16 protein-coding genes are annotated in these 26,457 nt (G+C 41.4%); 8 read left to right on the forward strand and 8 right to left on the reverse strand.

The genetic code is table 11. The features are described 5' to 3' along the window. Positions 1–8 precede the first annotated feature (8 nt). Genes BQ7489_RS06320 through BQ7489_RS06330 form a run of 3 tightly spaced genes read left to right on the forward strand, consistent with a single transcriptional unit; the run spans position 9 to position 5,122 of the window. The gene (locus tag BQ7489_RS06320) at positions 9–1,778 is read left to right on the forward strand and encodes a RagB/SusD family nutrient uptake outer membrane protein (protein ID WP_113745239.1); all 1,770 of its coding nucleotides are present in this window, start codon (positions 9–11) and stop codon (positions 1,776–1,778) included. Positions 1,779–1,806: 28 nt separating this feature from the next. Next, a complete protein-coding gene (locus tag BQ7489_RS06325) occupies positions 1,807–2,835 on the forward strand; it encodes a DUF5627 domain-containing protein (RefSeq protein ID WP_072530322.1) in 1,029 nt (342 codons plus the stop codon). 22 nt (positions 2,836–2,857) lie between these two features. After that, on the forward strand, positions 2,858–5,122 hold the full coding sequence (locus tag BQ7489_RS06330; RefSeq protein ID WP_072530323.1) for an endo-1,4-beta-xylanase: 2,265 nt from the start codon (positions 2,858–2,860) through the stop codon (positions 5,120–5,122). Between the two features lie 272 nt (positions 5,123–5,394). Here the strand turns inward: BQ7489_RS06330 and BQ7489_RS06335 are convergent, their stop codons facing one another. Further along, positions 5,395–7,035, reverse strand: coding sequence for a glycoside hydrolase family 43 protein (locus BQ7489_RS06335; RefSeq protein ID WP_239496978.1), 1,641 nt, complete (start codon positions 7,033–7,035; stop codon positions 5,395–5,397). A 407-nt stretch (positions 7,036–7,442) separates the two neighbouring features. On the opposite strand from BQ7489_RS06335, the gene BQ7489_RS06340 reads away from it, so the two are divergent. From BQ7489_RS06340 to BQ7489_RS06350, 3 genes are all read left to right on the forward strand, one after another. Continuing rightward, a complete protein-coding gene (locus BQ7489_RS06340; protein WP_239496979.1) occupies positions 7,443–9,020 on the forward strand; it encodes a glycoside hydrolase family 43 protein in 1,578 nt (525 codons plus the stop codon). A 411-nt stretch (positions 9,021–9,431) separates the two neighbouring features. Next, the gene (locus BQ7489_RS06345) at positions 9,432–10,397 is read left to right on the forward strand and encodes a glycoside hydrolase (protein ID WP_239496924.1); all 966 of its coding nucleotides are present in this window, start codon (positions 9,432–9,434) and stop codon (positions 10,395–10,397) included. Between the two features lie 39 nt (positions 10,398–10,436). Continuing rightward, positions 10,437–12,830, forward strand: coding sequence for a glycoside hydrolase family 127 protein (locus tag BQ7489_RS06350; RefSeq protein WP_113745240.1), 2,394 nt, complete (start codon positions 10,437–10,439; stop codon positions 12,828–12,830). A gap of 135 nt (positions 12,831–12,965) precedes the next feature. Here BQ7489_RS06350 and tnpC read toward each other — a convergent pair whose 3' ends face one another. From tnpC to tnpA, 3 genes are all read right to left on the reverse strand, one after another. Further along, positions 12,966–14,591: an IS66 family transposase gene (gene tnpC, locus BQ7489_RS06355; protein ID WP_072529846.1), complete on the reverse strand. Its 1,626-nt coding sequence runs from the start codon at positions 14,589–14,591 to the stop codon at positions 12,966–12,968. Between the two features lie 86 nt (positions 14,592–14,677). Continuing rightward, a complete protein-coding gene (tnpB, locus tag BQ7489_RS06360; RefSeq protein ID WP_071149928.1) occupies positions 14,678–15,046 on the reverse strand; it encodes an IS66 family insertion sequence element accessory protein TnpB in 369 nt (122 codons plus the stop codon). Beyond that, positions 15,039–15,362 (reverse strand): IS66 family insertion sequence element accessory protein TnpA, encoded by a 324-nt coding sequence (gene tnpA, locus BQ7489_RS06365; protein WP_022233666.1) that lies wholly within the window; start codon positions 15,360–15,362, stop codon positions 15,039–15,041. Before tnpA ends, tnpB begins: the two co-directional genes overlap by 8 nt. Before the next feature lie 116 nt (positions 15,363–15,478). Between tnpA and ndk the strand changes: the two genes are divergently transcribed. After that, positions 15,479–15,955, forward strand: coding sequence for a nucleoside-diphosphate kinase (ndk, locus tag BQ7489_RS06370; RefSeq protein WP_022053025.1), 477 nt, complete (start codon positions 15,479–15,481; stop codon positions 15,953–15,955). Between the two features lie 216 nt (positions 15,956–16,171). Here the strand turns inward: ndk and BQ7489_RS06375 are convergent, their stop codons facing one another. The 4 genes from BQ7489_RS06375 to BQ7489_RS06390 form a co-directional block, all read right to left on the reverse strand. After that, positions 16,172–16,411 (reverse strand): hypothetical protein, encoded by a 240-nt coding sequence (locus BQ7489_RS06375; protein WP_072530327.1) that lies wholly within the window; start codon positions 16,409–16,411, stop codon positions 16,172–16,174. 150 nt (positions 16,412–16,561) lie between these two features. Continuing rightward, positions 16,562–17,002, reverse strand: a complete 441-nt coding sequence (locus BQ7489_RS06380; protein ID WP_449374833.1) for a rhamnogalacturonan lyase family protein — start codon at positions 17,000–17,002, stop codon at positions 16,562–16,564. Positions 17,003–17,141: 139 nt separating this feature from the next. Next, on the reverse strand, positions 17,142–19,577 hold the full coding sequence (locus BQ7489_RS06385) for a glycoside hydrolase family 2 protein (protein WP_072530329.1): 2,436 nt from the start codon (positions 19,575–19,577) through the stop codon (positions 17,142–17,144). An 18-nt stretch (positions 19,578–19,595) separates the two neighbouring features. Next, positions 19,596–22,163 carry a glycosyl hydrolase gene (locus tag BQ7489_RS06390; protein WP_072530330.1) on the reverse strand — a complete coding sequence of 856 codons (2,568 nt, stop codon included), beginning with the start codon at positions 22,161–22,163 and terminating at the stop codon, positions 19,596–19,598. Positions 22,164–22,486: 323 nt separating this feature from the next. On the opposite strand from BQ7489_RS06390, the gene BQ7489_RS06395 reads away from it, so the two are divergent. Next, entirely contained in the window at positions 22,487–26,182 is a 3,696-nt protein-coding gene (locus tag BQ7489_RS06395) for a hybrid sensor histidine kinase/response regulator transcription factor (protein WP_162617781.1), read from the forward strand. Positions 26,183–26,457: the final 275 nt, after the last annotated feature.

Genomic DNA, 26,457 nt, shown 5'->3' on the forward strand with positions numbered 1-26,457 from the left:
AATGTAATATGAAAAATATAATCAGACTATTCATGTTTCTATTGTTGTTTACCGCCTGTGACGATTTGTTCGAACCGGCGATAGAGAACAACCGGGATTTGGATGCAATGTATGGTGAACCGGATTATGCGCAAGGAATCATAGCGAATGCCTATATATTGCTTCCGTATAATACGTCGCCTACCAGTGACGTCGCTACCGATGATGCTGTATCCAATGACAATACCAATACGTGGCGCAGTATGGCTACCGGTTCATGGACTGCCCAGAACGATCCTACTTCACAGTGGAAGAACTGTTTTAATGCGATTCAGTATCTGAATATGTTTCTTGAAAGAGTTGACAGAGTAGAGTGGTCGAGTGTGGAAAATGTCCAGACCTTGTTTGTAGACCGCTTTAAAGGAGAAGCTTACGGATTACGCGCCATTTATATGTACTATCTTCTGAGAGCGCATGGTGGTTGGTCGGCCGACGGGCAGTTGCTTGGAGTTCCCATCAAGACCGTATCTGAAGATGCCAGTTCGGATTTCTCTTTGCCGCGCGATACTTATGCAGATTGTATGCAGCAGATTCTGGATGATTGTGCAATGGCCATTGATCTGCTTCCATTGGATTACAAGTCGCACGCTGACAGTGAAATTCCTCAGAAATATATAGCAATGGGGGTGACCGCTACACAGTATGATCGTGTGAACGGAAGTTTTATGGCTGGTCGTCTAAGCGGACGTATTGTAGAAGCTGTCCGTGCACAGGCTACTTTGATGGCTGCCAGTCCGGCCTTTAACGAAGCTTCTTCCGTTTCATGGGAAAATGCTGCCAACTATGCGGCTACCGTATTGGACCGTATCGGTGGAGTCAGTGGTCTGGATGCTGACGGATATACCTGGTATACCAATACTACAGAAATCGCAAGCCTGAGCGGTGGTGCAGTTCCTGCTGAGATTATCTGGAGAGGTGACATCGACGAAACGAATACCTTGGAGAGTGATAATTATCCTCCTTCTTTGTATGGAAACGGACGTATTAATCCGACGCAGAATCTGGTGGATGCATTCCCGATGGCAAACGGTTATCCGATTACCGATACGAATTCCGGATATGATGCTGCCAATCCGTACGCAGACCGTGACCCGCGTTTGGGTACCTATATTCTATATAATGAAGGTGTTCAAGGGCCGAATAATACGGAAATCATTACTGGTTCCTATGGAACGAATAACGATGCCTTGAACCGTGAATCGGGATATTCAACCCGAACTGGTTATTATTTGCGTAAGCTTTTGCGCAGTGACTGTAATCCGAACCCTGTTTATAATACCGAGCAAAAACATTATACAGCCCGTATCCGTTATACGGAAATATTCTTGTCCTATGCCGAAGCTGCGAATGAAGCTTGGGGCCCACAGGGAAAGGGTAACCATGCATACAGTGCGTACGAGGTTATCAAGGCTATCCGTGCCAGAGCGGGAGTAGGGGCCGATAATGGTGATGCTTATCTGGAAAGTATCAAGAATGACCAGGCTAGAATGCGCGAACTGATCCGTAATGAACGCCGTTTGGAACTTTGTTTCGAAAATATCCGTTTCTATGATTTACGTCGTTGGGAAAGTAATCTGACTGAGAGCGCTAAAGGGGTGAATATTACGCAATCCAATAATGTACAGCAGTATACTCCGATTGAAGTGGAAGAACGCGCTTATCAGCCTTTTATGAACTATGGACCTATTCCTTATGATCAGGTATTGAATTTCGGTTTTGTGCAGAATCAGGGATGGTAAAATGTTTGATTGATTAAATGATTGAAATATGAGAAAAGCTAATTTACTTTCTATACTTGTAGCGGGAGCTTCTGCTTTTTTAGTCTCATCTTGCCATAATGGAGATGTGGAGTTCTCGAATTACGATTATTCTACCGTTTATTTTGCTTATCAGTCGCCTGTGCGTACCTTGGTGATGGGAGAAGATACCTACGATACCTCGCTTGACAACGAGCATAAATGTAAGATTTATGCTACAATGGGAGGTGCTTATAGCGGAACCGGTTCTACGGTGATTGATGTTATGGTCGATGAATCGTTATGTGATAACCTTTATTTCGAGGATGGAACAACGCCGGTCATGCCCATGCCTTCAAACTATTATTCATTGGCTTCTGAACAGATTGTACTGAATGAAAATGAAAATCTGATGGGAGGGGTGGAAGTGCAGTTTACCGATGCCTTCTTCAATGATGAGAAGGCTTTGGATAATACATATGTCATTCCACTCCGTATGACAGGTGTAGTCAATGCCGATTCAATTCTGTCGGGAGTTCCGAAAGTCAGTGGTGCACCTTGGACTAACTCGGAAATGTGGGATACCGCTCCGAAGAACTATGTGCTTTATTGTGTGAAATACATTAACAAATGGGATGCAGAATATCTGCGTCGTGGAGTTGATGTGATAACTGAAGGAGGAACGACTACCACAGTCAATCGTCATGAGGAATATGTAGAGGATGATGAGATATGTAGTGTCTCTACCCGTAATCTGACCACTGCTGTTTTTCCTGTATCGACAACGGTAGGTACAAACACGTTGACTTGTGATTTGTTGCTGACATTCAATGATGCTGATGAATGTACCATTACTTCGGGTACCGATGGATATATGGCTAGCGGTTCCGGTAAGTTTGTAGAGAAAGGAGAGAAGAACAGCTGGGGAAATAAGGACCGGAATGCATTGTACCTGGAATATACAATTGATTTCGGAACAAAACAGTATCAGACAAAAGATACTTTAGTTGTCCAGACACGTGGCGTTGCGTTCGAGACTTTTTCACCTGTATATAAATAACCTAAATCTAACTGATTGAACTATGAAACATTATAATAAGTTATTGTTGGGAGCGGTTGCTCTAGGCATGCTGACGGCTTGCGCAGACGAAAGTCTGCTGCAACCCGGAGCGATACAGATGCCTGAGGAAATGGCTCAGTTGGCATATCTGAATGATTATGGAGTGCTGAAGAGTTATGTGGACCGTGGAAACAATCCCGATTTCAAGTTAGGCATTGCATTGGCGGTAGACGATTATTTGAAACAGAGTATGGTTTATGGCTTGGCTGTATCCAATTTTGATGAAATGACGGCCGGAAATGCAATGAAGTATGCTTCGATTGTGGCAAACGACGGTACAATGGACTTTTCGAAGGTTACTGATTTTGTACAGACTGCGAAAGAGGCGGGAATGACTGTCTATGGTCATACGTTGTGTTGGCATTCACAGCAGAACAAGACCTATCTGGAGAGCTTGATTGCTCCGACGGTTATTCCGGGTGAGGCTACCGATGGAGGATATTGTCTTAAGCTGAAAAACTTGGCGGCTTCGGCCAATGTCTGGGATGCCCAGACCTGGTATCAGTTGAGTACCCCTTTGCAGGCCGGACAGACTTATACCCTGAAGTTTATGGCAAAGGCTTCGGAAGCTTATTCTCCTGAAATCTATCTGCAGTGTTCCGATGGCGGTAACCAGGAATATCCGGGAGGATTTTCTGTGGGGACTGCTTGGCAGGAATGTACTGTATCCTTGACTCCTTCGGGAAGTAGTGTGGATAAGATTGCCTTTAATTTCGGTACTTTTGCCGGTGAAATTTATATTGATGATGTTTCACTTACAGTATCCGGTTCAGATGCGAATCTTATTCCAAACGGTGATTTTGAAGATGAGACGATTACGGGATGGACTGGTTGGACTCCGGGTGCTTATGAAACCATTTCGGAAGATGGAGAAGGATATGTGTCTGGGTCGGCAGTATCCGGTGGAGCCGGATATAGTCTGGTTCTGAAGAATTCGGCCGTTTCGGCTAATATCTGGGATGCACAGACCTGGTATCAGTTGAGTACGCCTTTGCAGGCCGGACAGACTTATACCTTGAATTTTATGGTGAAAGCCTCTGCAGCTTATTCTCCTGAAATTTACCTGCAATGTTCCGATGGTGGTAACCAGGAATATCCGGGAGGATTTTCGGCTGAGACAACATGGCAGGAACGTACTGTCTCGTTGACTCCTTCGGGAAGCAGTGTGGATAAGATTGCCTTCAATTTCGGAACATTTGCCGGTGAAATCTATATTGACAATGTTTCACTTGTTGCTTCCGGTTCGGAAACCAATCTGATTCCAAACGGTGATTTTGAAGACGGTACGATAACGGGATGGACAGGTTGGACTCCGGGGGCTTTTGAATCAATTTCTGAAGAAGGTGAAGGCTATTCCAAAAATGCAGGTGGAGGTCAGATTATAGAAAAGACTCCTGAAGAGAAGGAAGCTATATTGACTGACGCTTTGGAAAGATGGATTGAAGGTATGATGAAAGCCTGCAAGGAGAATCCGACTGCCGCTGAAGGAGAAGATGCCGGAGCTACGTTAGTGAAGGCATGGGATGCTGTAAATGAACCGATGGATGATTCCGGATCTCCAAGCTTGAAATATTCATGGACACAAGGTGATACTGAAAATTTCTATTGGCAGGATTATTTGGGTGAAAATTATGTGAGGAAAGTGGTTGAGTTCGCCCGTAAATATGGTGGGGAAGATCTCAAACTGTTCATCAATGACTATAACCTGGAAGCTGCTTATAACAATAATGCAAAATGCAAGGCCTTGATTGACTGGATTGCCAAATGGGAATCAGACGGTGTGACCAGAATTGATGGTATCGGAACCCAGATGCACGTATCCTATTCATTGAATGCTGAAACTCAGAAAAAGAATGAAGAATGTGTTGTTCAGATGTTTGAGATGCTGGCTGCAAGCGGTAAATTAGTCAAGATTTCAGAACTTGATATGGGAATTCTGGATGAAAATGGAGAAGAGATGGAGACTGAAAAGGTTACATTCGAACAGCAGGAACTGATGGCTGACTATTATCGGTTTATCATTTCGAAGTACTTTGAAATTATTCCTGCCGCCCAGCGTTATGGTATTACGCAATGGAGTGCAACGGATAGTCCGACCGGTTCGGGCTGGCGTGCCGGAATGCCTATCGGCTTGTGGGACTTGAATTATAATCGTAAACCTACTTATGCCGGATTTGCTGATGGACTGGCTGGAAAAACCAGTTCCACATCGCAAGTGACAGAGTGATAGATGAACCTGTATAGAGATATTCAATAAATATCCTTACAACCTAAGATGGCATATGAAGATGGTGGCTTATCATCATCTCATATGCCATTTTTATGTTATCACAAAACATTGTATTCCGGAACATGTATGGTGGGGCCGTTAAAAACGAAAGTAGGAGATAAATACCTATAATATTTATCTCCTACTCGCTTGTAAATGTAGTCAAGAATCCGAATATTATTCTCGTTAAAAAAGATTCTTGACGAACATTTTGTCTGACAAAGTTTTTTTTATTTAAGTTTTATATCGTTGGCACTGGTTGCATAAAGTCCAATCATATTTCCTGTAAATCCTCCGGCAACGTTAGTTGACAGAATGTCTCCGGAAACAGTTCCACCCAAATTCTGGAACTTTTTATTTCCTATGGCATAATTAAACTGGAACTGGTCTCCTTTTGCTTGAACTTGCAGTTTGATTGCTTTTTTTGTATCAACTGGAGTGTTTGCTATCATCTTGGAGGTGCCTTTTTCTGTACGTTGCAGAATGAGATAGTCTTTACCATCTATTCGGGTAATACCGAATACATAATTGAATCTTTCACTTTGGTAACATACGATACCCGCCAAATCTTTTTCTGATTGAGGTTGATATTTCAATGTGGTTGTAGCTGTAAAGTTCAGATGTTGCTGGCGATAGAATAAGGTTGATGTAGGAGCAACGGCCTTGATTGTTTCGTTATAAGGAGTGATTTCCAATCCCTTTTTAGTAGTTGTTGCAAATCCTTCTTTTGCACCTCTTATACCTACCCAACGTTGGTCCAAGGTTCCTTTGAATGAATCTGTAAATGTAAAGTTTCCATTAGGAAGGAAGCCGTTCTTGCCTGTTTGGTTCTGGACTCCTTCCGGCATTTTCAACTTGGCTTTCAATGGTTCCATGCCGCCTTCAAATACCGGAAATTCACCTGTCCAGTCTACTGGAAGGATAAAGGTCTCACGGCCGGTAATTACTTGATTCTTTTCATTCGGGCGGATTGCCAGAAATACGCCATAGTATTTGTTGTCGGGACCTTTTACAAGATCGGCATGTCCAGCCCAATCCACTTTGTCCGCACGGTCTGATGGTAAATGTCTCTGTGATAGTATAGGGTTTACTGGAGCAGGTTTGAAAGGACCTTTAGGGCTCTTGCTGATGAATATCACTTCCGAGTGGTTGCCTCCAGTACCGCCTTCGGCACACATCAAATAGTAGTTCCCGTCTTTTTTGTATAAGTGAGGAGCCTCGATCCATACAGGTTTTTTGGTAATGTCAACGCCACCTGTTACTAGAACTTTGTCAGTTCCCGGAATAACTTGATCTTTTTCTACATCATAATCCCATATCTTGATGACACGGTGTCCTTCATAAAGTGCGTATTCCGGAGCATCATTATGTACGATATAGGCTTTTCCGTTTTCATCAAAGAAAATGGACGGATCTATTCCTTCAAAGTTCAGTTTGATAGGATCACTCCATCCTTTTGCCGGATCTTTAGTCTTTACGATAATGTTTCCGAATCCACCGGAAAACTGAGTGGTGATCATATAAAATGTATCATTGTGTGGGTTATAACGGATAACAGGTGCGTATACTCCGGCACTGATACCGCAATCTTCCACTTTGAGCTGACTTGGACGTTCTAATACATGTCCGATCTGCTTCCAGTTTACCAGATCGGTTGAATGAAAGATAGGCACACCCGGATAGATAGCGAAGGAAGAGCATACCAGATAGTAGTCATTCCCTTTCCGGCAGATACTTGGGTCCGGGTAACATCCTTGTAATATCGGAGTATAGAATTCATCTTTATCCAAAGGATATTTATTATATATGTCGTCATTCCCTACATAGGTGAAGTTGGTGAACAATGGCTTTTCCGGCGAGGCTCCTTGCATAGACAGACTTCCCAGAAAACAGCAGGCGGTCAGAGCAAATGTCTTAATTGTATTTTTCATGATAATAAATTGATTAGTTAATTAATTTTTTCTTTATCTATGCAAATTTATAGGTTATTTGATATATTGGTTTGCTTAAATGTTTCAGGTATATTCGGTTTTGTTACAAAGTGGAATTTACATATTAATTTGTCTGAAAACATATATATAAAGGAATAATGTATCATTTGTGATAACGGATGTACGTTTCTTGGAATGTAAGGAGAAATGCTGTAACCTTTTTGAATAAAAACGATTCGTTGAGGCTTGGTGATAAATATAGTGTATATTAATTTTGTTGAGAACTTAAAAATACTTATATTATGAGAAACCGATTTGTCGTATTCCTGCTAGGAATATTTTGTCTGATGTCGGCAGATGCCATTAATGTCGGCGATAAAACAGGCGATAATGGTGACGGGACTTTTACCAATCCGATGTTATGGACCGATGTCCCTGATCCGGATGTTATCCGTGTTGGTGACTATTATTATATGGTGACAACTACTATGCATCTGATGCCGGGAGCTCCCATTATGCGTTCAAAAGATTTGGTGAATTGGGAAATTGTAAGTTACCTGTTTGACCGTCTGAACGAGACTCCCAATTATGATTTGAAGGGTGGTACCGTTTATGGACGTGGCCAGTGGGCTACTTCCTTAAGATATCATGACGGTCGTTTCTATGCTTATTTCTCTCCTAATGACCAACCTTATAAAGGTTTTGTCTATACGACAACCGACCCTTCCCAAGGATGGACTTTATGGAGCCGTCTTCCTCATTTCCATGATGCATCCTTATTTTTCGATGATGATAACAAAGCTTATGTCTTTTATGGTACCGGACAGTTGCGTGAACTGAAACCTGATTTGAGTGATGTGCAACCGGGGGGAATCGATATGCGTATTTTTGAACGTGACAGTACGGAAACGGGACTTTTGGAAGGGAGTCGTTTCATTAAATACAAAGGTAAATACTATTTGCTTATGATTTCCTGGCCTGCAGGTGGAAAACGTCGTCAGGTTTGTTACCGTGCCGACCATATAACTGGGCCATATGAAAAGAAAGTCATTCTGGAAGATAGTTTCGGTGGTTTTGGCTATGTGGGACAAGGAACTATTGTAAATGACCCGCAAGACAACTGGTATGGTATTATTTTTCAGGATAGGGGTGGAGTAGGCCGTGTGCTTACGTTGATGCCTTGTCGTTGGATTGACGGATGGCCTATGCTGGGGGATTCGGAAGGTAGAGTCCCGACTGTCATGAAAAAGCCGGTTGATGGTGAAACTGCCACTTCTTTGGTTGTAAGTGATGACTTTTCTGAAAGTAAATTGAAGTTGAATTGGCAGTGGAACCATAATCCGATTGATGATGCCTGGTCGTTGACAGAACGTCCCGGTTATCTGCGCTTGAAGACAAATCGGATTGTCGATAATATTTATGCGGCTCCCAATACAATAACCCAGCGTACGACCGGTCCTTCGTGTTCGGGTATTGTATCAATGGATATTTCGGCTATGAAGGACGGTGATGTAGCTGGGTTGAGTGCCTTCAATGGTAATTCAGGAATACTGTCGGTTAATTGCAATGCAGGGAAATATAGTTTGTGTATGTCTACGAATATAGTTGAGTTGGCCGATTCCAATAAGGCGATTCTGTCGGTTCAAAAGAACACGCTGGAACAAGTGGATATACCGGCTGGAATTACTAGCATATTTTTACGTCTGGATTGTGATTTCCGTGTCGGTCGGGATATTGCAAAATTTTATTATAGTTTTGATAAGGAGAATTGGACTCGTCTCGGTTCTGATTACAAGATGATTTTTGATTATCGTAAACTTTTTATGGGAACAAAGTTTGCAATATTCAATTATGCTACTAAGAGTATTGGCGGTTACATTGATGTAGATGAATTTTCCTATTCTTCCAAGTCATTAGGGGAATAATTCCTCTAGGCTGATAATTGTCGTTAATGTGAAATGTATAGAATCTTATATTTAGTTGTAAGAATCAGCCGGGTTTCCCGGCTGATTTTGTATATACAAAATTACAGAATCAACGGACGTTTTTATGGTGTAAATTTTGGATTCATATGATTGTATAGAGTTCAGATATTTAAAATGGCTTAACATTCCATTCCTTTTTTATTATGGCCTTACACATATTATAATAAGGGCTATGTACGTTTATTGTATATGTTATGTAATATTTTTATAGGCTTTGCGTAACATGAATTTAAATATGAGAAACGTTACTTAACCATTTCTTTATAAAATTTGAATATTTTTGTCATGATGTTTTGGGTTGGCCTTAAGTCTGGTCTATTCATTAATGTCGGTGAGTAAATAAAAAATAATTTGAGTGAAACGATCAAGCAAGGTGATAAAGATGTAAAGCGTCTGAAAGAAGAAAATTATGAGGCTTACGCCGATCATCTGATCCGTTATATCGAATTCATGAAGCAGAACGGTGTCAACCTGTATGCCATTTCCATGCAGAATGAACCTGATATGGATTTTACCTACTGGACTCCTCAGGAAGTTGTGAATTTCATGAAGCAGTGTGGTAGCAAGATTCGTCAGACGGGAGTTAAACTGATGTCGCCGGAATCATGTGGTATGAGCCCTGACTATACCGACCTTGTGCTGAATGATGCGGAAGCATTTGCTCAGACAGATATTGTTGCAGGACATCTGTACCAGGGATTCATTGATTTGAGCTCCAGCTATGCTAAAGATCGTCATGATTATATATGTGGACTTTATCCCCGCCTTCAAGGCAAGACATGGTGGATGACAGAACATTTGTTCAATGACGGAGAATCTTCGGAAAATCCGGATGAATGGGAGTTCAGGGATTGGACTTATTGTTTGAACCACCTTGGAAAGGAAATCCACATGTGTATGGAAGGATACTGCAGTGCTTATGTATATTGGTATTTGAAGCGTTTCTATGGATTGATGGGCGATAACGACCAGCGTAGTCCGGTGGCTGAAGGGGAAATTGCGAAGAATGGATATATCATGGCTCATTATGCGCAGTATGCAACCGGTATGACCCGGATCAATGCGGGTACAGACAATGCGGATGTATATGCAACAGCTTATATCAATGAGGCTGGAAATGAAGTGACTGTTGTTTTGTTGAACTTGGGTAAATCTACCCAATGCGTAGAAATTCCTGTAGGTCATGATGCAACTGCAGTTATCACAGACGCCGACAGAAATCTGGAGCCGCTAACGACGGAACCTGTCGAATCTGGAACAGGAGCTTATGTTCTGCTGTCGGGTAACAGTATCGTTTCTGTCCGTCTGTCTCTGTAAAAGTGACTGATGTTTTATAATCTGATAAATGAAAAACTCATGGTGAGAAAGAGATTTATATTACTTGCTTCTTTTGTCGCGCTTTTTGCAAACTCGTTTGCACAGGATAAACTGTATCATAACGAGTTTCCGCTTGGTGACGTGAAGTTACTCGACGGACCGTTCAAGCATGCGCAGGATTTGAATGTCAATGTTTTGTTGCAGTATGATGTAGACCGTCTGCTGGCTCCTTATCTGAAGCAGGCCGGACTGCCTCCTAAAGCAGAAAGTTTTGAGAACTGGATTGATCTGGACGGCCATGTGGGCGGACATTACCTTTCGGCACTTGCCATCCATTATGCCTCTACCGGTAATGAGGAATGTAAAAAACGCATGGAATACATGATTTCGGAGCTGAAACGCTGCCAGGACAAGAACGGTGACGGCTATGTAGGCGGAGCACCGGGAAGCAGGACACTCTGGAATGAAATCCGTAAGGGAAACGTAGGCATTATCTGGAAATACTGGGTGCCATGGTATAACGTGCATAAGATGTATGCCGGTTTGCGTGACGCCTGGTTGTATGCCGGTAATGAAGATGCGAAGAATATGTTCCTGAAGTTCTGTGACTGGGGGATGGGGGTAATATCTTCACTCTCTGATGAACAGATGGAACAGATGTTGGGGAATGAGTTCGGCGGGATGGATGAGGTCTTTGCCGACGCTTACCAGATGACAGGTGATGTGAAGTATCTGGATACGGCCAAGCGCTTCTCTCACCATTGGCTCCTGGACAGCATGGCGAAGAGAGTCGACAATCTAGACAACAAGCATGCCAATACACAGGTCCCTAAGGTAGTCGGTTACCAGCGTATTGCCGAAAACAGTCTGGCTGCCGGACGTGATGCAGATGCTGCCCTCTACGAGGGAGCAGCCGATTTCTTCTGGCATACGGTGACCGGAAACCGTACATTGGCTTTCGGAGGCAACAGCCGTCGTGAGCATTTTGCTCCGGCAGATGACTGCAAGAGTTATGTGGATGACCGTGAAGGACCTGAGTCTTGTAATACCAATAACATGCTCAAACTTACGGAAGGTCTGTTCCGTATGAATACGGATGCCCATTACGCCGATTTCTACGAACGCGCCCTGTATAACCATATTCTGTCCACACAGCATCCGCAGCATGGAGGATATGTGTATTTTACTTCAGCACGTCCGGCACATTACCGTGTCTATTCGGCTCCGAACAGTGCCATGTGGTGCTGTGTAGGAACAGGTATGGAGAATCATGGTAAATATGGAGAGTTTATCTATACCCATCATTCCGACAGCTTGTTTGTCAATCTTTTCATTGCATCCGAACTGAATTGGAAGGAAAAAGGGATGATTATCCGGCAGGAAACCAGTTTCCCTGATGAGGAAACGGTCCGCCTGACAGTCCATACCAAGAAAAAAGTCAGGGCACAGCTGATGATCCGTCATCCGTGGTGGTGCAAGGAGGGTAAGATGAAGGTCTTGTGTAACGGAAAAGATTATGCGGCAGGTTCTGCCCCGTCTTCATATATTGCTGTGGACCGTACATGGAAAGACGGTGACCGCATTGAAATCACCATGCCTATGGATGTTACGGTTGAAGAACTTCCTAATGTTCCTGAATACGTGGCTATTCTCCGTGGTCCGATTGTTCTGAGTGCCCGGATGGGGACAGAGCATTTGGACGGGCTGGTAGCCGATAACAGCCGTTGGGGCCACATTGCTCACGGGCCGTTGGTTTCTGTATTCGATACTCCGTTGCTTATAGGTACACGTGCGGAAATTCAGGCGAAACTGGATGCCATGCAACCGGTTCCCGGAAAACCGATGTGTTATACCGTGCCTGGATTGTTTAAGGCACCTTATGAGAATCTGCAACTGGAGCCCTTCTTCCGTATACACGACTGTCGTTATATGATGTATTGGCTTTCCATGACTCCCGACGAGTTTGCCGATTACCAGAAGGCCGCCAAAGAAGAAGAGGAACAGAAACTCCTGCTTGACAAGCGGACTGTGGATGCGATAGCACCCGGTGAACAGCAACCCGAAGCCGATCATGGTATGAAGTTCGAGAACTCCCAGAAAGGAAACTTCCAAGGTGAAAACTGGCGCGATGCCCGTAACGGCGGTTATTTCGAGTATGAAATGGACACAAAAGGTGAAACGGGACTTTCCTTGATGCTCCGTTATTGGGGAAATGAAACGGGTAACCGTACTTTTGATATCCTGATAGACGGAAAGGTGCTTGCTACAGAGAATCTTGCTGGCAAATGGAATAGTCAGAAGATGGTCAATGTAACTTACCCGATTCCGGCAGCTATGCTGGAAGGCAAGACTTCCGTAAAGGTGACTTTCAAAAGTAAACCCGAATCTGTGGCCGGAGGCATATTCTATATCCGACTGTTGAAGAATGAATGACGGATTGTAAGACATCAGTAAGTATTCGGCCAACTACAGGTATTAAACCTTTATATACAACAATAGCGACTGTCACTATGAACCTAATAGTATCAGCCGCTATTGTTTTGTTGAACCCATATGTTACAATTTATATCAGTTACAAGATTCCTCCTTTTGCCTTGTCAGTACACATTCCGGATGTTTCAACTTCCATTTATGTGGAAGTAGATTCAAAAGTTCTTCTTGGGTTGCCTTTTTGTGATAAGGCATTTGTGCGATAACATCGTTCAGGTATACCCTGGGATTTACCCCGTGCGCCTTACATGTGGCCAGCAGAGAACATATGACAGACATATTAACCGCAGCTTCGTGATTACCACAGAAGAGAAAATTTTTTCTGCTCAGAGTGATGGGCCGTTGGACATTTTCCGCCAGATTGTTGTCCCAGTACAGGCGGCCATCGTCCAGACATCTCATAATATTATCCCATTTGGTATAGGCATATGTTATGGCCTTGCCTGTCAAAGAACTTGGACTGTATTTAATTCCTTCTGTCTCCATCCATACCTTCATTGCCTCCATGATTGGCCTGGACAGTTCCTGACGCGTCTGTCTGCGCTCATCATATGACAGGCCGGCTTCGTCACACTGGCGTTCTATTTTATAGATATGCTGTATCTGAGTCAGTGCATGTTGCGCCATCTCCCTGTTTTCATCCAAAGCCTGCTCAAAATGACGGCGTATATGCACCAGGCAGTTGAGTAGCCGCACGTCGGGGTTGGTCTTGAAGGCTGTTTCATAACCTGCAAAACCGTCACATTGAAGATATCCCTTGAAGTGATAGTGATTTGCCAGGGATTCGATGACCGCTCCGGCCCGTGATCCCCCGTCGTAATGGAAGATGACCAGTTTCTCCATGACTGATCTTACCATCCAGAGATATTCCTTGTCGGCTCTGTGTTTTTCTCTGTTAATGACCGGAACTGTAGTTTCATCCGCCTGTACATAGTCACAGGAGAAGACTTCCCATTTGAGTTCTTCATACAGAGGCTTAAGCAGTTCCACGGTTTTCTTGAACCAGCCGTCCAGTGTACTTTCGGTAAGGCCTTTCATTCCAAGATGGCGGTATTGCTGTATCTGACGGTAGAACGGGACATGATATTCATACTTCTGAAGCAGTATCTCGGCAAGCAGGCTGGTGTCAGCAATGCACTTGTCGACCGGCATCAGCGGCATGGGAGCTATCTCTACGCCTTTCTGTCCGGCCGGAGGAAGCAGGGTACTATCCTTGAGAGCATATTTGGGACGGATGATCACCTTGACGTAAAGCATTCCCGGCTTGTGTTTGACGACTTTTGTTATCTCTTCGCCTATTCTACGGTATAAAGACAAGTCTACGCCTTTCGGTTCTATTGTATCGGTTTCCAATACGGGCAAGTCCTCTATCATTTTGCGGTTCTGACGATTTCGTTTTACGTCTTCCACCGATTCCTTCTCAATCTTTTCCACAGCCTCGTCCCGCTTTTCTTCCGCCTGCTGCCGGAGTCCGGAAAACTCGTCGGCAAAGAGATCTGGCATATTAGGATCATATACGCGAAGTTTCTCCGATTTACGACCAAAGAGCTGACGGTTCAGCCATGCGACCTGAGCCGTCAACTCCTTGATACGTTCCTGCAGATTTTTTATCTGTTCGGATTGATTCTTATTAGTAGTAGACAATGAGGCTATAGAGGCATTCAGCCCTTCTATCGTCTTGAGTAAAATTTCTTTTTCTTCCATTGTCTATACTTCTTTTAATGATGTAAATATACTAATTAACAGTGAATTATGCAACAATATCCAAAGTTTACTCACATAAAAACATGTTATACATGGTATTCCTTACGTTCGGCTCTTAACCGCCGGAGCCTCTGTTCCGGGTTTTCCTGTATTCCTTCAACCATCATCACCAGATCGCGCCACTCCATGGGATAGCTGTTTGATTTGGGATCATACTCCGGCAACTTGAAGCGACCGGCCTCCAGACGTTTTACATACATTACCATACCTCCGTCTTCGGCATGAAGGAGTTTCATTAGCCTGCGGCTGGAACCGATGAAGATGAAGACATCACCGTTCCTCACTTCACTGTTCATTTTCTCATGTACCACTCCGCATAGCGAACTGATACCCTTGCGCATATCTGTCCTGCCAGGACACAGGAAGTAGCGCATCGTGTCGTTCAGGTTAAACATGACCGTTTCGAAGACTTTGGGTAAATATTTCCTTCAGCAAATCTTCAGAACCGCTCCCGAAGTGGGCACGAAGTCCATTGGGAAACAGCAGCGCAACACCATGCGGCAATTGTTCTTCTTGGGAAGACTCCGTAAATGCCTGTTTAAAACTGATAGGAGCCAACTCGTGTTTGATACTGCTCCTGTCAACGGAACATTTTCTACGCCAGTAGTGATAGGTTGAATAACTTACACCTATCTGTTGAAGGTACGACTTCAACGGCAGCTCGCTTTGTTGCACCTGCAATTCTAATTCTTCAAATTCTTGTCTGTTCATAATAATTGAGGTTTGATTGTATTCACTGCCGCAAAGCTACAACCAAACCTCAAAATGTAAAAGGTGCATTTCTTCGAATGCTTACAATCTTTGTATCACCTTAATATAAACGAACTATGAGTCTCGAAAAAACATTAGTGATTCTAAAACCAAGTACCGTACAACGCGGACTTATTGGAGAAATAACCCATAGATTTGAACGTAAAGGCTTGCGTCTGGCGGGCATGAAAATGATGCAGCTTACCGAAGACCTGCTCAACGAACATTATGCACACCTGGCCGGGAAACCGTTCTTTTCTCGTGTAAAAGCGTCCATGATGGCCTGCCCGGTTATCGTATGCTGTTATGAAGGAGTCGATGCCATTCAAGTGGTACGTTCCATGACAGGAGCTACCAATGGGCGTGTAGCAGTTCCGGGGACTATTCGAGGTGACTATTGTGTAAGTTCACAGGAAAACATCATCCACACCTCCGATTCACCCAAAACGGCTATCGAAGAAATAGAGCGATTCTTCAAGCCTGAAGAACTGTTTGAATACGAAAGAGCTGTTATCGACTTTGTTTACTATCCGGATGAATATAAACTAACATAATTTTAAAAAGAGGCCATCTCAAAATTATATTTCAATTTGAAACAGCCTCTATTATTGTATACAAAGATTTAATACCTATTAATTTACCGAATGCTTACAGTTAGCATACGGCCTTCATTGCTCTGATTTTCTCGAACGCACATTATGTTAGGAAGAGACATTTCTACCGAAGGATGTTTTCATTTTTAGACACATCCATTTCAGAACTTCCTATTTCTACTCTGTCAGGAGAGAACACAAGTGAGTACAGATTTTCAAGTTGCATTCTTTATTGTAAACGCTGTCCACTTCTGCTAGAACGTTTACTTCCATATTCTGCTCGGATACCACAAGTGTGATGATATATATTCCATGACGAAAGATAACGATATCTTTGAATCTTACTACTATATATCCCAGAAAATACGCTCCCCGCATACCAGTGGGAATCCTTTCCACCTCCTGCATCTTACTCATATGGCGATTACATTTTCTTCTCCATAACAGATAAAGTCTGTAGTTTCTCTTTCAATAGTTAAATAACCATAATCGATTCTAGTTATTTTCTATCCGTTCACCCAAACATCTCCTGTGAAGGAATACCCAATTCATATATTTGATGCATCCTCATTCTAAATCAGAGCCAATATAGTATCCCGTATGTGTTGATTGATTATAATCGATATTTTGGTGAGTTGCACTCATCTTATATATATGATCATACATTAGCGGACGGAATCGGTATTGTGTTTCTATATTTGTCGTGAAGATACGTAATTCTGTTGAACCACATGAGTTGCCATCTTTATCACTTATGCCATCATCTACAACATAAATCATTTCTTCTCGCCAGTCTCCCCAAATATCTCCATAGAAACACGGCATATTTTTAGAACCGTTAATAGTTGTTACTCCATAATAATCGCATGTAAACAAACGGTTTGATGCATCGCCGTCTTCGCTGTATTGGAATACGACTTCATCGTCCATTGTTTGCCGATTTAATATACCACTCCACCAGATGCCTACATTAGCTACGTATACGCCAGGTTTGAGTTGCGAAAACAGTTATAAATTAAAACAACAAGTAAGTATTTAAAAATATTTTTATATTAAGCACAAAGTATTAATATTGTATCATGTTGTGATTAACTGTAAATAATGCGAATCAGTAGTTGAAAACATCTTCTGATTCGCATTATTTTTATTAGTTTGTAGTTAATACGATAGAAGCATCTTTTATACCCGGAACAGAGGCTTTAACTTGAATCTTCCCACTTTTACATGTAGAACGAAGAATAAGCAAAGCACTTCCACGATACAGTGAAGTAGTGGTATTTTCCAAATTCCGGTCAGTAAAGTGATCTCCATTATCAAGAGCTAACAACTTCGCTTCACCTATAAGATTTACCGTAAGGTCGCCCTCATAATTTTCCACTGGAATACCTTTGCTGTCTACGACTGTTATACGAACGAATTGCAAATCCATACCATCAGCATTCCAATCATTAGGAGTTTCAACGTCTATACGCAACCGTTTAGCTTTCCCAGGAGATTGTAGCTCATGACATGCAACTTCTTTACCATTGTTTTTAGCGATAGCTACTATTTTGCCCGGTTGCCACGGTATTTTTCTCCATAAAAACTTATTTTGAGCCTTATCATTAGTATAATCATTTTTTTTGATGCCCAAGCTCTTCCCATTTTGTATTAATTCTACTTCGTTACAATTCGAAGAGACTTCAAGAGTTATACTATCTCCACAATTGGGTTTCCAATAAAAATGACTCATTTCAGCACGTCCAGACAATACATCATTCCAAATAATACTTTTCTGCTCACCATCCAGTACTCCTATATGCACTTGAGGTTCATTTTCTACAAAACACGAACGTAACAACCAAGCACGAGGATAAGGCTTAAGTGTATGATCAAAAAAGGAGTAATTCCAACCCTTTTTAGGCCAACCATCACTTTCACCCCAATATTCAATAGCTCCCCAATAGCATAACCCAACCGTTGAAGACTTATCCATTCTTAAAAATGGCGTAATCAAATCATTTACACTAGCTTCACTTTGAAAGATAATCAAATTTGGATTACACGCTTTATAACGACGATAATCCGCATATTCGTAATTGTAAGAGGCAATCTCTGTGATACAAGATAGTTCCGGCGGAATGATTTTAGACTTCTCGCGAAATCCCGGATCTGCACGTCGGATACCGTTGGCACGAGCAGGGTACATAGCTGCTGTTGATGGACGTGTTTTATCGTAACGTTTCAAATATGTATCAAGAATGCGAAACGTAGTAACCCCCCAATCTCCTGTCATGTAACCAGAAGCATTTTCACGATGCTGCATCTCATTTCCTAAACTCCACATAATCACACAAGGATGATTTCTATCTCGTTTAACCCATTCAGTAAGCAACTCCGGCCACAAATGCATAAAAGACTCACGTCCCCCCCAACAATTCCCATCATTACTCCATTTGTCTACAAATTCGTCTATAACGACAAATCCCATTTCGTCACACAAATCATAAAAAACTTCAGGATAAGGGTTATGAGAACAACGGACAGCATTAAATCCAAACGATTTCAACAGTTTAAGCTGTCTTTCTATTGCTCTGCGATAAGTAGCTACTCCTACCCCACCAAAATCAGTGTGATTGGCAATACCTTGAATAAATACTTTCTTTCCGTTAAGCCGAAAACCAAAATCAGAGCCGAACTCAATGGTACGAAAGCCGAAGCGTTCACTCACTTTGTCAGTTACTCTACCATCTACATACATAGTCACTTCACAAGTATATAAATTACGAGTCTGGTCATCGTTATAAGGAGTCACAATATCCCATAAACGAGGTGATGTTACAGTTATTGAATCTATCGACACTTCACATAAATGAAGTCGGGACTTGGAAGGAGCCAACGTCTTATCCGAAGAAGCTACTTTCTTTCCATCAGCATCATATATATCAGCAATAAATTCTATTTTTCCCTTTTCAAGTAGATTCCCACGAAGTTCTGCCTGTGCATGCACAGTCCAAGTATTAGCATTGTTTTTCACAGTAGTGACATATACACCGTGACGCGATAGCGACATCGGATTTTTTACAATGATTCGTACATCCCGATTAATTCCACCTCCTGTATACCAACGTGAACCGCCGGCAACACCGGTATTGGTATATACAGCAAGAAGATTATCCTGACCATATTTCAATTTCTTTGTTACATCACATTCAAATCCACAATATCCATACTCAGTAGAACCTATTTTTTCGCCATTAAGATAGACATCACCATAATACATCATTCCTTCAAAATCAATAAGTACTTGACGATCTTTCCACGCCTCGTCTGGATGGAATGTCTTACGGAACCATGCACCAGACATATCTTTGAAAGCCCGGGAACGGTTTGCCGTTTTTTCCCATGGCATATTCAATTGATAATCATACGGCAAATCAAGCTGTCTCCATTGACTATCGTCCAATTGCGGTTTTTCTCCGTTCTCCACTTCTCCTAATTGAAACTTCCACCCGAAGTTCATAAGAATCACTTCCCTTTCTGTTGCTGCTATTGTTTGCATAATAAACAACAGCATTGTACAAACAATTGTACTTTTTTTCATAAATATCACTTTTTATTTTTATTGTGCAATAATAAATAGGCTTCCGTAAGGCTTTAAACTAAGTGTGCCATTAAAAGGCTTACGTTCCAAAGACAATGGATTCCACTGTTCCATAGTCTTGTATCTAGAACGTAATATAATATTTTGAACGTAGTCATGATTACTATGGTTATACACAAAATAAATGTCTGCGCCCTTTACCTGACGATGATAAAAATACGTTTTGTCTGTTGGTTTGTCAGCACTTTTTATAGTTATATCAGGTTCTATTCCTGCCCTATTCAAGCCATCAGCAATCGTTTCCCCTTTGTCACAGCGTATGATGGTCATACCATGCCTCCGTAGTTTTACAAACCATTCCTCGGCCTCTGGAGAAAGATAAGTGCGATCCTGCACTATCAGCGCTTTATATTGTGGACAACAAGATGATCCACTAAATAATGAAGACTCTTTTAATGAGCGCAACGTACATACATCATACTGATAACCTTCCGGAATAAGTGGAAGTTTATAAGTCATGGTCTTCAACGGAACATCTTCCCCGATATAGATAAGAAGATCGACAATAGGGCGTCCTGCTTGTAACAATTCGGAACAACGGGCTTGGTATTCCCAAAAATGGTCACGACTTACCGGCCATGCCGGATTGAAACGGTGAAAAATATAAGGATGTTTACTCTTTGAATCATCATACTTCCTGTCCAACCAGGGCTGATAGCTCCCAGAACAAGCTACAAACTCATTAATGCCTTTACAATATGCAAGATTTGCAATTCGTAACAGCTTGTGCCAGCCGCTGATACAGTTCTCTTGAGATGCAGTTTCATCATTAACAAAATAGGGAGAGTCCGAAAATGCCTCGGCAGAAGAGACACGTTTACCATAAAGATGGGCAGAGGAAGAACAATCAAGACAGTCGTAATTGCCATTCACCTGATACCCCCAAAACTCTCCTTGTGGCTTGTCTGCATGTCCACGCGAAGCAATATTGTCATTTACGCATCCCAACATAGCTTGACAAGTAAAAGTTACACTATCACGTTTACAAAGGCGTGCAAATGTTCCATAAAACTGGTCACTAATTGTTGCAGAAATTGTTTGACGAAAATCATGCAAGAATTGCTCCGTTCTTTCACGGTTATCAATGATGTATCCACACAGCGCCACCAGCCACGGTCTGATGTCATAACCTGCTACACGCTTGAAATGAGTTGGCATTTCTGGAGTCCAATTGGCAATTCCAGCTTCATGACTATCCATGTGCATTCCTTGTGGCGGACACCCGATGACACAAAGTGTATCATAAATAGCTTTAAAATAGCTGTTATAGTGCAATTCAGCAGCCTTCGCATTCATCACATCTGCTTCCAACCATGTTTTAGCATACAATTCCTTGCCATTCCACACCACACGGCTACGCCCATGTTTGGTATGTCCACCTGTATGAATGTAACCAATACGTATCATACGGTACTTCCCTTCTTTAATATGTCTCAACCCATTTATGTCTATATGGCCTTCATCATCAACCAAAGATGTAATATCTATGATATCGTCCGCTTTTAATGCTCCTCGATTATTACCAGTTGCATGAGGATAAGTAACCTCTGAACGTAAACCGGTCTTGACTTCCCAGTTATCAATCATATCACGTCCACTAAGCCATACATCCCCGATTTCCAATTTACAGAACTTAGACGCCGCATCAGTCCAATCATGTAAACGCACACGAAAATAACGTGCCTTTACTGCAGGAAAGTTAATAGTACGACGATTGCTTTTGTGACCGATAATATTCTCAACAGTCAATAATCGTGCAGCCGATTTCCACGTCTTGCCATCATTACTATATTCAAGATCACCAATAGGTGGAAAATCAACATATCCAGCACCCCAAAAACGTTCTTGTGGTTTACCCGGTAAATTCATCGAGCCATACGAACCCTTCCCACGAGGATTTGTCCGATAAGTGATAGTACTCATGACAACGGTTTTTCCGGCATCATACTCAATAATAAGTTCAGCACAATCTTCCACAATTAACCGCTCTTTCTGTATACAAACAGGAGTATATGATGCAGGAGAAGGTATCAAGAACGTAGCAATATCCTTGAAACCTTCACGATAAAATGAAGGTAAAGAAAGTACCTCTCCTTCCTCCAATGGAAGTTCCAAAGGAACTTCAGCGCTCACCACTTGCTGCATTCCCATATCAGGTGTTATCCATGGGCCACCGGCCACATATCCGTTAGAAGCAGCTAACTCAAAGCTCAATCCTAATTCCTTGGCACGACGTGCCGCATACTTCAACATATCCCACCATTCTGGTGACATAGAAGCAAAAGCTCCTTCCTCTGAACCATGAGTCTGGTCATAATAGACTACGCCGCCCAGACCAGCCTCCTTGAACGCCCTCAAATCAGCATCTATACCTTCTTTTGTAGTAGTTGTCTCACCATGAAACCACCACACTTTTGTGCGTGCACCGTGGTGCGGATTGCAGAACTGTTCCCATAAAGTCTCTTGCGCCTCTACTTTCGACATAGAAAAAACTGAAAGAAGCATAAATATAAAAAATTTCATCATTTATAATTTTTTTGAGTTTTAAGTTTTTGGCAAAAATAGACTTATCTATTACCAACACAAGTCCAATTTCATCCATTTACCAACATTTTTGTCTCATACACTATAGTAGCAACAAAATTAAAGGTACACTTTTGTCTCATTATAAACTCTTTTATTCCATTTTACACATTTCCACCCTTTTACTGGATGATAACTTATAAAAATCTTTATCTTTGTGACAGAATCTATCAAGCTGTCATAAAATGAGAATAATTCGCTCAATGCAACTATTACGAACTTGTTTTTTATTGATATTCTCTGTGCTGTACACAAAAGGATATGGCATGGAAAAACTGGAAATTATATCTCATCAACTGAACAAGATAAACGCTTTGCCCAATAATAATATCAGATGCATAACACAAGACGAAGATGGATATTTATGGCTAGGAACACTAAATGGTCTCTACCGCTTTGATGGATACCGAGTACAGAAGTTCACAAGAACTTCCACAGGCAACAGGTCACTAATGAAAAACAATCGAATTAGCAGATTGGCACGATGGAAAGACGGGCAAATAGCAGTAACTTTTCCACGCCAAGAGGTCATTGGGCTCAACACACGATACGGTCTATTCGAACCATTAAAAGATTCATTAGCATATGCCCAGAATTTCTGTTTAAAACAGAATATAATAATTGATAACCGTGGAAATTACATCACAGTAATTAGCAATAAGGAAGACATAGTGTATCAGAATGTAAAAACGAACAACACATTAATATTAAAAGCTATTCCTTTATTCTTATGGAAGCTAAGTTCGGATATAAAGCTGAAAGTGGTAACGGACAGGAGAGGTCTGATATGGATTTCAACAGCAGGTGGAGGTATTACTGTATATGATAGTAATGGCAATATGCTAAAACGCATTACAGCCAACACATCAGGACACCTGATTCCATCAAATTATATAACAGATATGATTGAAGACAGAAATGGACGTATACTAGTATGTGAGCAATGGCACGGAATAACTATATTGTCAATTAAGGAGCAGAATATGAATGTAGTTACTCTCGGTAATCAAAAAGATATAACTAACGCAAAAGAAGTAAAAGTCCTGACCAATACACCTAAAGGGGACATCATTGTTGCCAACGACCTAGGCAAAGTATTTACAATGAACACTAACGGAGAGTTAGAAACAGCAATGTCACTACCCACAGGAGTAGAATATCTGTGTATAACGACAGACGAAAATGGACGTTTTATAGCTGGAACAAGAGACAACGGACTCTATATCGAAAAAGAATTTCTAACCCACTCTTCCAACTCGCCTTCAATAGCAAGTAACCGCATAGACTGTATTCTTACAGACCAAAAGGGAAGAATATGGATATGCAACGTTTATGGCATGGTCGATATGTTGGAACGTAGGGGGGGAGGATGGATGTTCAAACATTTCTTTACCCAATTTCACGGATTGGAAGTAAAATCAATGATTTGCGACCATAATGGCAAAATATGGATGGCAACGAACATTGGAATATTCTGTTTTAATCCAGAACACCTTATTAAAGACAGTGAATCTTATACAAGGTATCCTTTGAGTATAGATGATGAAGAAATAAGGGTAACTTGTCTGATGGAAGACTCAAAGAAGGCTATATGGGCTGGGACATCTGGATGGGGCGTGTTCGTACGAGCTGATAGCAAAGACTTCGCACCATTTAGTAAACAAAGCGGAGTGACCCGTACTATCAATGCCATCATTGAAGATACAGAACATAATATATGGCTAGCGGGCGATGAAGGGGCATTATGTTATTCACTTGATTGCGGCTCAACATTCAAGCTATATTCACAAACCACTCCACTCAGGAATATCTTTAATTCACATTGTGCTGCAACAATGAACGATGGACGAGTTGTACTGGGTTCACTCGACGGTGCATTGATAACCAGTAAAAAAATGATTCAGCAGACAGGTGTAGAACAAACATTGCGAATTTCAGAGATAAAGGTCAATGATACACCATTACAATATAGTGATAAAATAAAACTAAAGCATAACCAAAACGCTCTAACATTTTTCTTTTCCGACTTATCGTTTAACGCTAATCGCTCAACATACTATTCCTACCTGTTGGAAGGATTGGCTATGCAATGGAGTGAACCGTCAACGGCAAATTTTGCAAATTTCAATGCTTTGCAACCAGGACATTACATTTTCCGTGTGAAGATAGTCGATAGTAATGCAAAGATACATGAGCAATCGATAGCATTTACAATCCTTTTACCATGGTGGCAGACATGGTGGTTTCGTTTATTTATATTGCTAATTCTAATAGCAATAGCTACGCAATTCTATGCACATTACCGCCGTGAAGTCAAGTTGAAACAAACAGTCCACGATGAGCGGCTACTGACGGAATACAGGGTAAAGTTTTTTACAAACATTTCGCATGAATTTCGCACTCCACTAACATTGATTCAGGGAGCAATGGACAAAATAATATTATCAGAAAAAAAGTCTGAACAACTACAACCGTCGTTATATGTGATGCAACGTAACGTTGTACGAATGAAAAGACTGATAGACCAGTTCCTAGAATTCAGAAAGATGGAAACAGGTAACATGGAACTGCATTTAGAACAAGTAGAAATAGTGGAGATGTTGAAAGATATATTCTTGTCATTTCATGAATTCAGCGATCGTCGACGTATCAACTACAAATTCTTTACTACACACAAACAATTGATAATGTATGCAGACCGAAGCTATATAGACAAAATAGCCTATAATCTGTTAAGCAATGCCTTCAAATATACCCCTGTAGGAGGAGAAATCTCCATGAAGCTATCCGTAGAAGGGAAAACATTAGTAGTAACCGTACAAGATACAGGCATCGGCGTACCCGAAAAGAGGCGTGAAAAACTCTTTGAAAGATATAACTGTTCAAAGGTGAATGCCAATTCTATTGGAATTGGGTTAAACCTAACTGCCGAGTTGGTAAAGAAACATCAGGGCACGATAATTTACAAGCCGGGAGAAGAAGGCGGTTCTGTGTTCCAATTCACATTACCTATAGACAAAACAAAATACAAAGCAGACGATTTCTTACAATATTCAGAATTAATGTTACAACAAGAACGTCTAAATAGTTCTAAAATACAAATATCACACCCTATGCCAGCACGGCCAATGAATAACAAGACGGTTCTTATTGTAGAAGATGACTATGATATACAAGATTTCTTACAACAAGAACTTTTGAACTATTTCCATGTGGAGGTAGCAAATGATGGTGCAGAAGCTATTGAACTAATTGAAGAAAACATGCCTGACCTTATGATAACAGACATTCGCATGCCACATATGAATGGGTTCCAGCTGTTAACACATATACGAAAAAGCAATTACCGATATCTGCCAGTAATAATGCTTACGGCTGTCGACACAGCAGAAACTGAACTAAAAAGTATAAAATATGGAGCTGACATTTATCTGTCCAAACCTTTCGATATGCGTATTCTTGTTGCCCACTGTGCAGCATTAATGCAAAAATTTAATGATATCAAAAAAACTTCTACAATAAAACAAGCCACACCAAAATTACAGCAAAACACAAATATAACAAAGGAGGTACCCCCAACAACAAAAATGATAATAATAAACGAACATGACCGTAAATTCCTCGACCACTTCAATGCATACATTCAAAACCACATTGATGATAAAAATCTAAACATTGATTGCATATCTGAAACTATGGGTTACGGACGTTCTAGTTTCTATCGCAAAGTGACCACGCTCATCGGATGTTCACCTAAAGAGTATATACGTAAACTACGTATAGAACGTGCAGCAGAGTTATTACGTTCATCGGACACAATAACAGTCGCAGAAGTAGCATATATGACAGGCTTTAATACCCCACAATATTTCAGCACCGTCTTCCGAGCTTACTATAATATGCTTCCTTCTGAATATCAAAAGTCAGCAGAATCATACTGTTCAATATCGACAACAGAGTAAATCCAAAAGAAAACACAAGAAAAAGAAGAAGTAGACAATTAGTATTAAACAAATTTACTTAAAAGCCATTAACCTTGGAATAATCCCACTGGATTCGAAATAAAAATCTACCCGTTTTTAGGGCTCATATTCTTTTTTTCGTATATTTGAGCGCAATGAATCTTTGGTAAGTATTCGGCCAACTACAGGTATTAAACCTTTATATACAACAATAGCGACTGTCACTATGAACCTAATAGTATCAGCCGCTATTGTTTTGTTGAACCCATATGTTA

This window comes from Bacteroides ilei, assembly GCF_900128495.1.
GTDB classification, from domain to species: domain Bacteria; phylum Bacteroidota; class Bacteroidia; order Bacteroidales; family Bacteroidaceae; genus Phocaeicola; species Phocaeicola ilei.

What these genes read in the sequence shown, in the direction of transcription:
- BQ7489_RS06320 (WP_113745239.1), top strand. Translation starts at nt 9, where the DNA reads ATGAAAAATATAATCAGACTATTCATGTTTCTATTGTTGTTTACCGCC.
- BQ7489_RS06325 (WP_072530322.1), top strand. Translation starts at nt 1,807, where the DNA reads ATGAGAAAAGCTAATTTACTTTCTATACTTGTAGCGGGAGCTTCTGCT.
- BQ7489_RS06330 (WP_072530323.1), top strand. Translation starts at nt 2,858, where the DNA reads ATGAAACATTATAATAAGTTATTGTTGGGAGCGGTTGCTCTAGGCATG.
- BQ7489_RS06335 (WP_239496978.1), bottom strand. Translation starts at nt 7,035, where the DNA reads ATGCAAGGAGCCTCGCCGGAAAAGCCATTGTTCACCAACTTCACCTAT.
- BQ7489_RS06340 (WP_239496979.1), top strand. Translation starts at nt 7,443, where the DNA reads ATGTCGGCAGATGCCATTAATGTCGGCGATAAAACAGGCGATAATGGT.
- BQ7489_RS06350 (WP_113745240.1), top strand. Translation starts at nt 10,437, where the DNA reads ATGGTGAGAAAGAGATTTATATTACTTGCTTCTTTTGTCGCGCTTTTT.
- tnpC (WP_072529846.1), bottom strand. Translation starts at nt 14,591, where the DNA reads ATGGAAGAAAAAGAAATTTTACTCAAGACGATAGAAGGGCTGAATGCC.
- tnpB (WP_071149928.1), bottom strand. Translation starts at nt 15,046, where the DNA reads ATGTTTAACCTGAACGACACGATGCGCTACTTCCTGTGTCCTGGCAGG.
- tnpA (WP_022233666.1), bottom strand. Translation starts at nt 15,362, where the DNA reads ATGAACAGACAAGAATTTGAAGAATTAGAATTGCAGGTGCAACAAAGC.
- ndk (WP_022053025.1), top strand. Translation starts at nt 15,479, where the DNA reads ATGAGTCTCGAAAAAACATTAGTGATTCTAAAACCAAGTACCGTACAA.
- BQ7489_RS06375 (WP_072530327.1), bottom strand. Translation starts at nt 16,411, where the DNA reads ATGAGTAAGATGCAGGAGGTGGAAAGGATTCCCACTGGTATGCGGGGA.
- BQ7489_RS06385 (WP_072530329.1), bottom strand. Translation starts at nt 19,577, where the DNA reads ATGAAAAAAAGTACAATTGTTTGTACAATGCTGTTGTTTATTATGCAA.
- BQ7489_RS06390 (WP_072530330.1), bottom strand. Translation starts at nt 22,163, where the DNA reads ATGATGAAATTTTTTATATTTATGCTTCTTTCAGTTTTTTCTATGTCG.
- BQ7489_RS06395 (WP_162617781.1), top strand. Translation starts at nt 22,487, where the DNA reads ATGGAAAAACTGGAAATTATATCTCATCAACTGAACAAGATAAACGCT.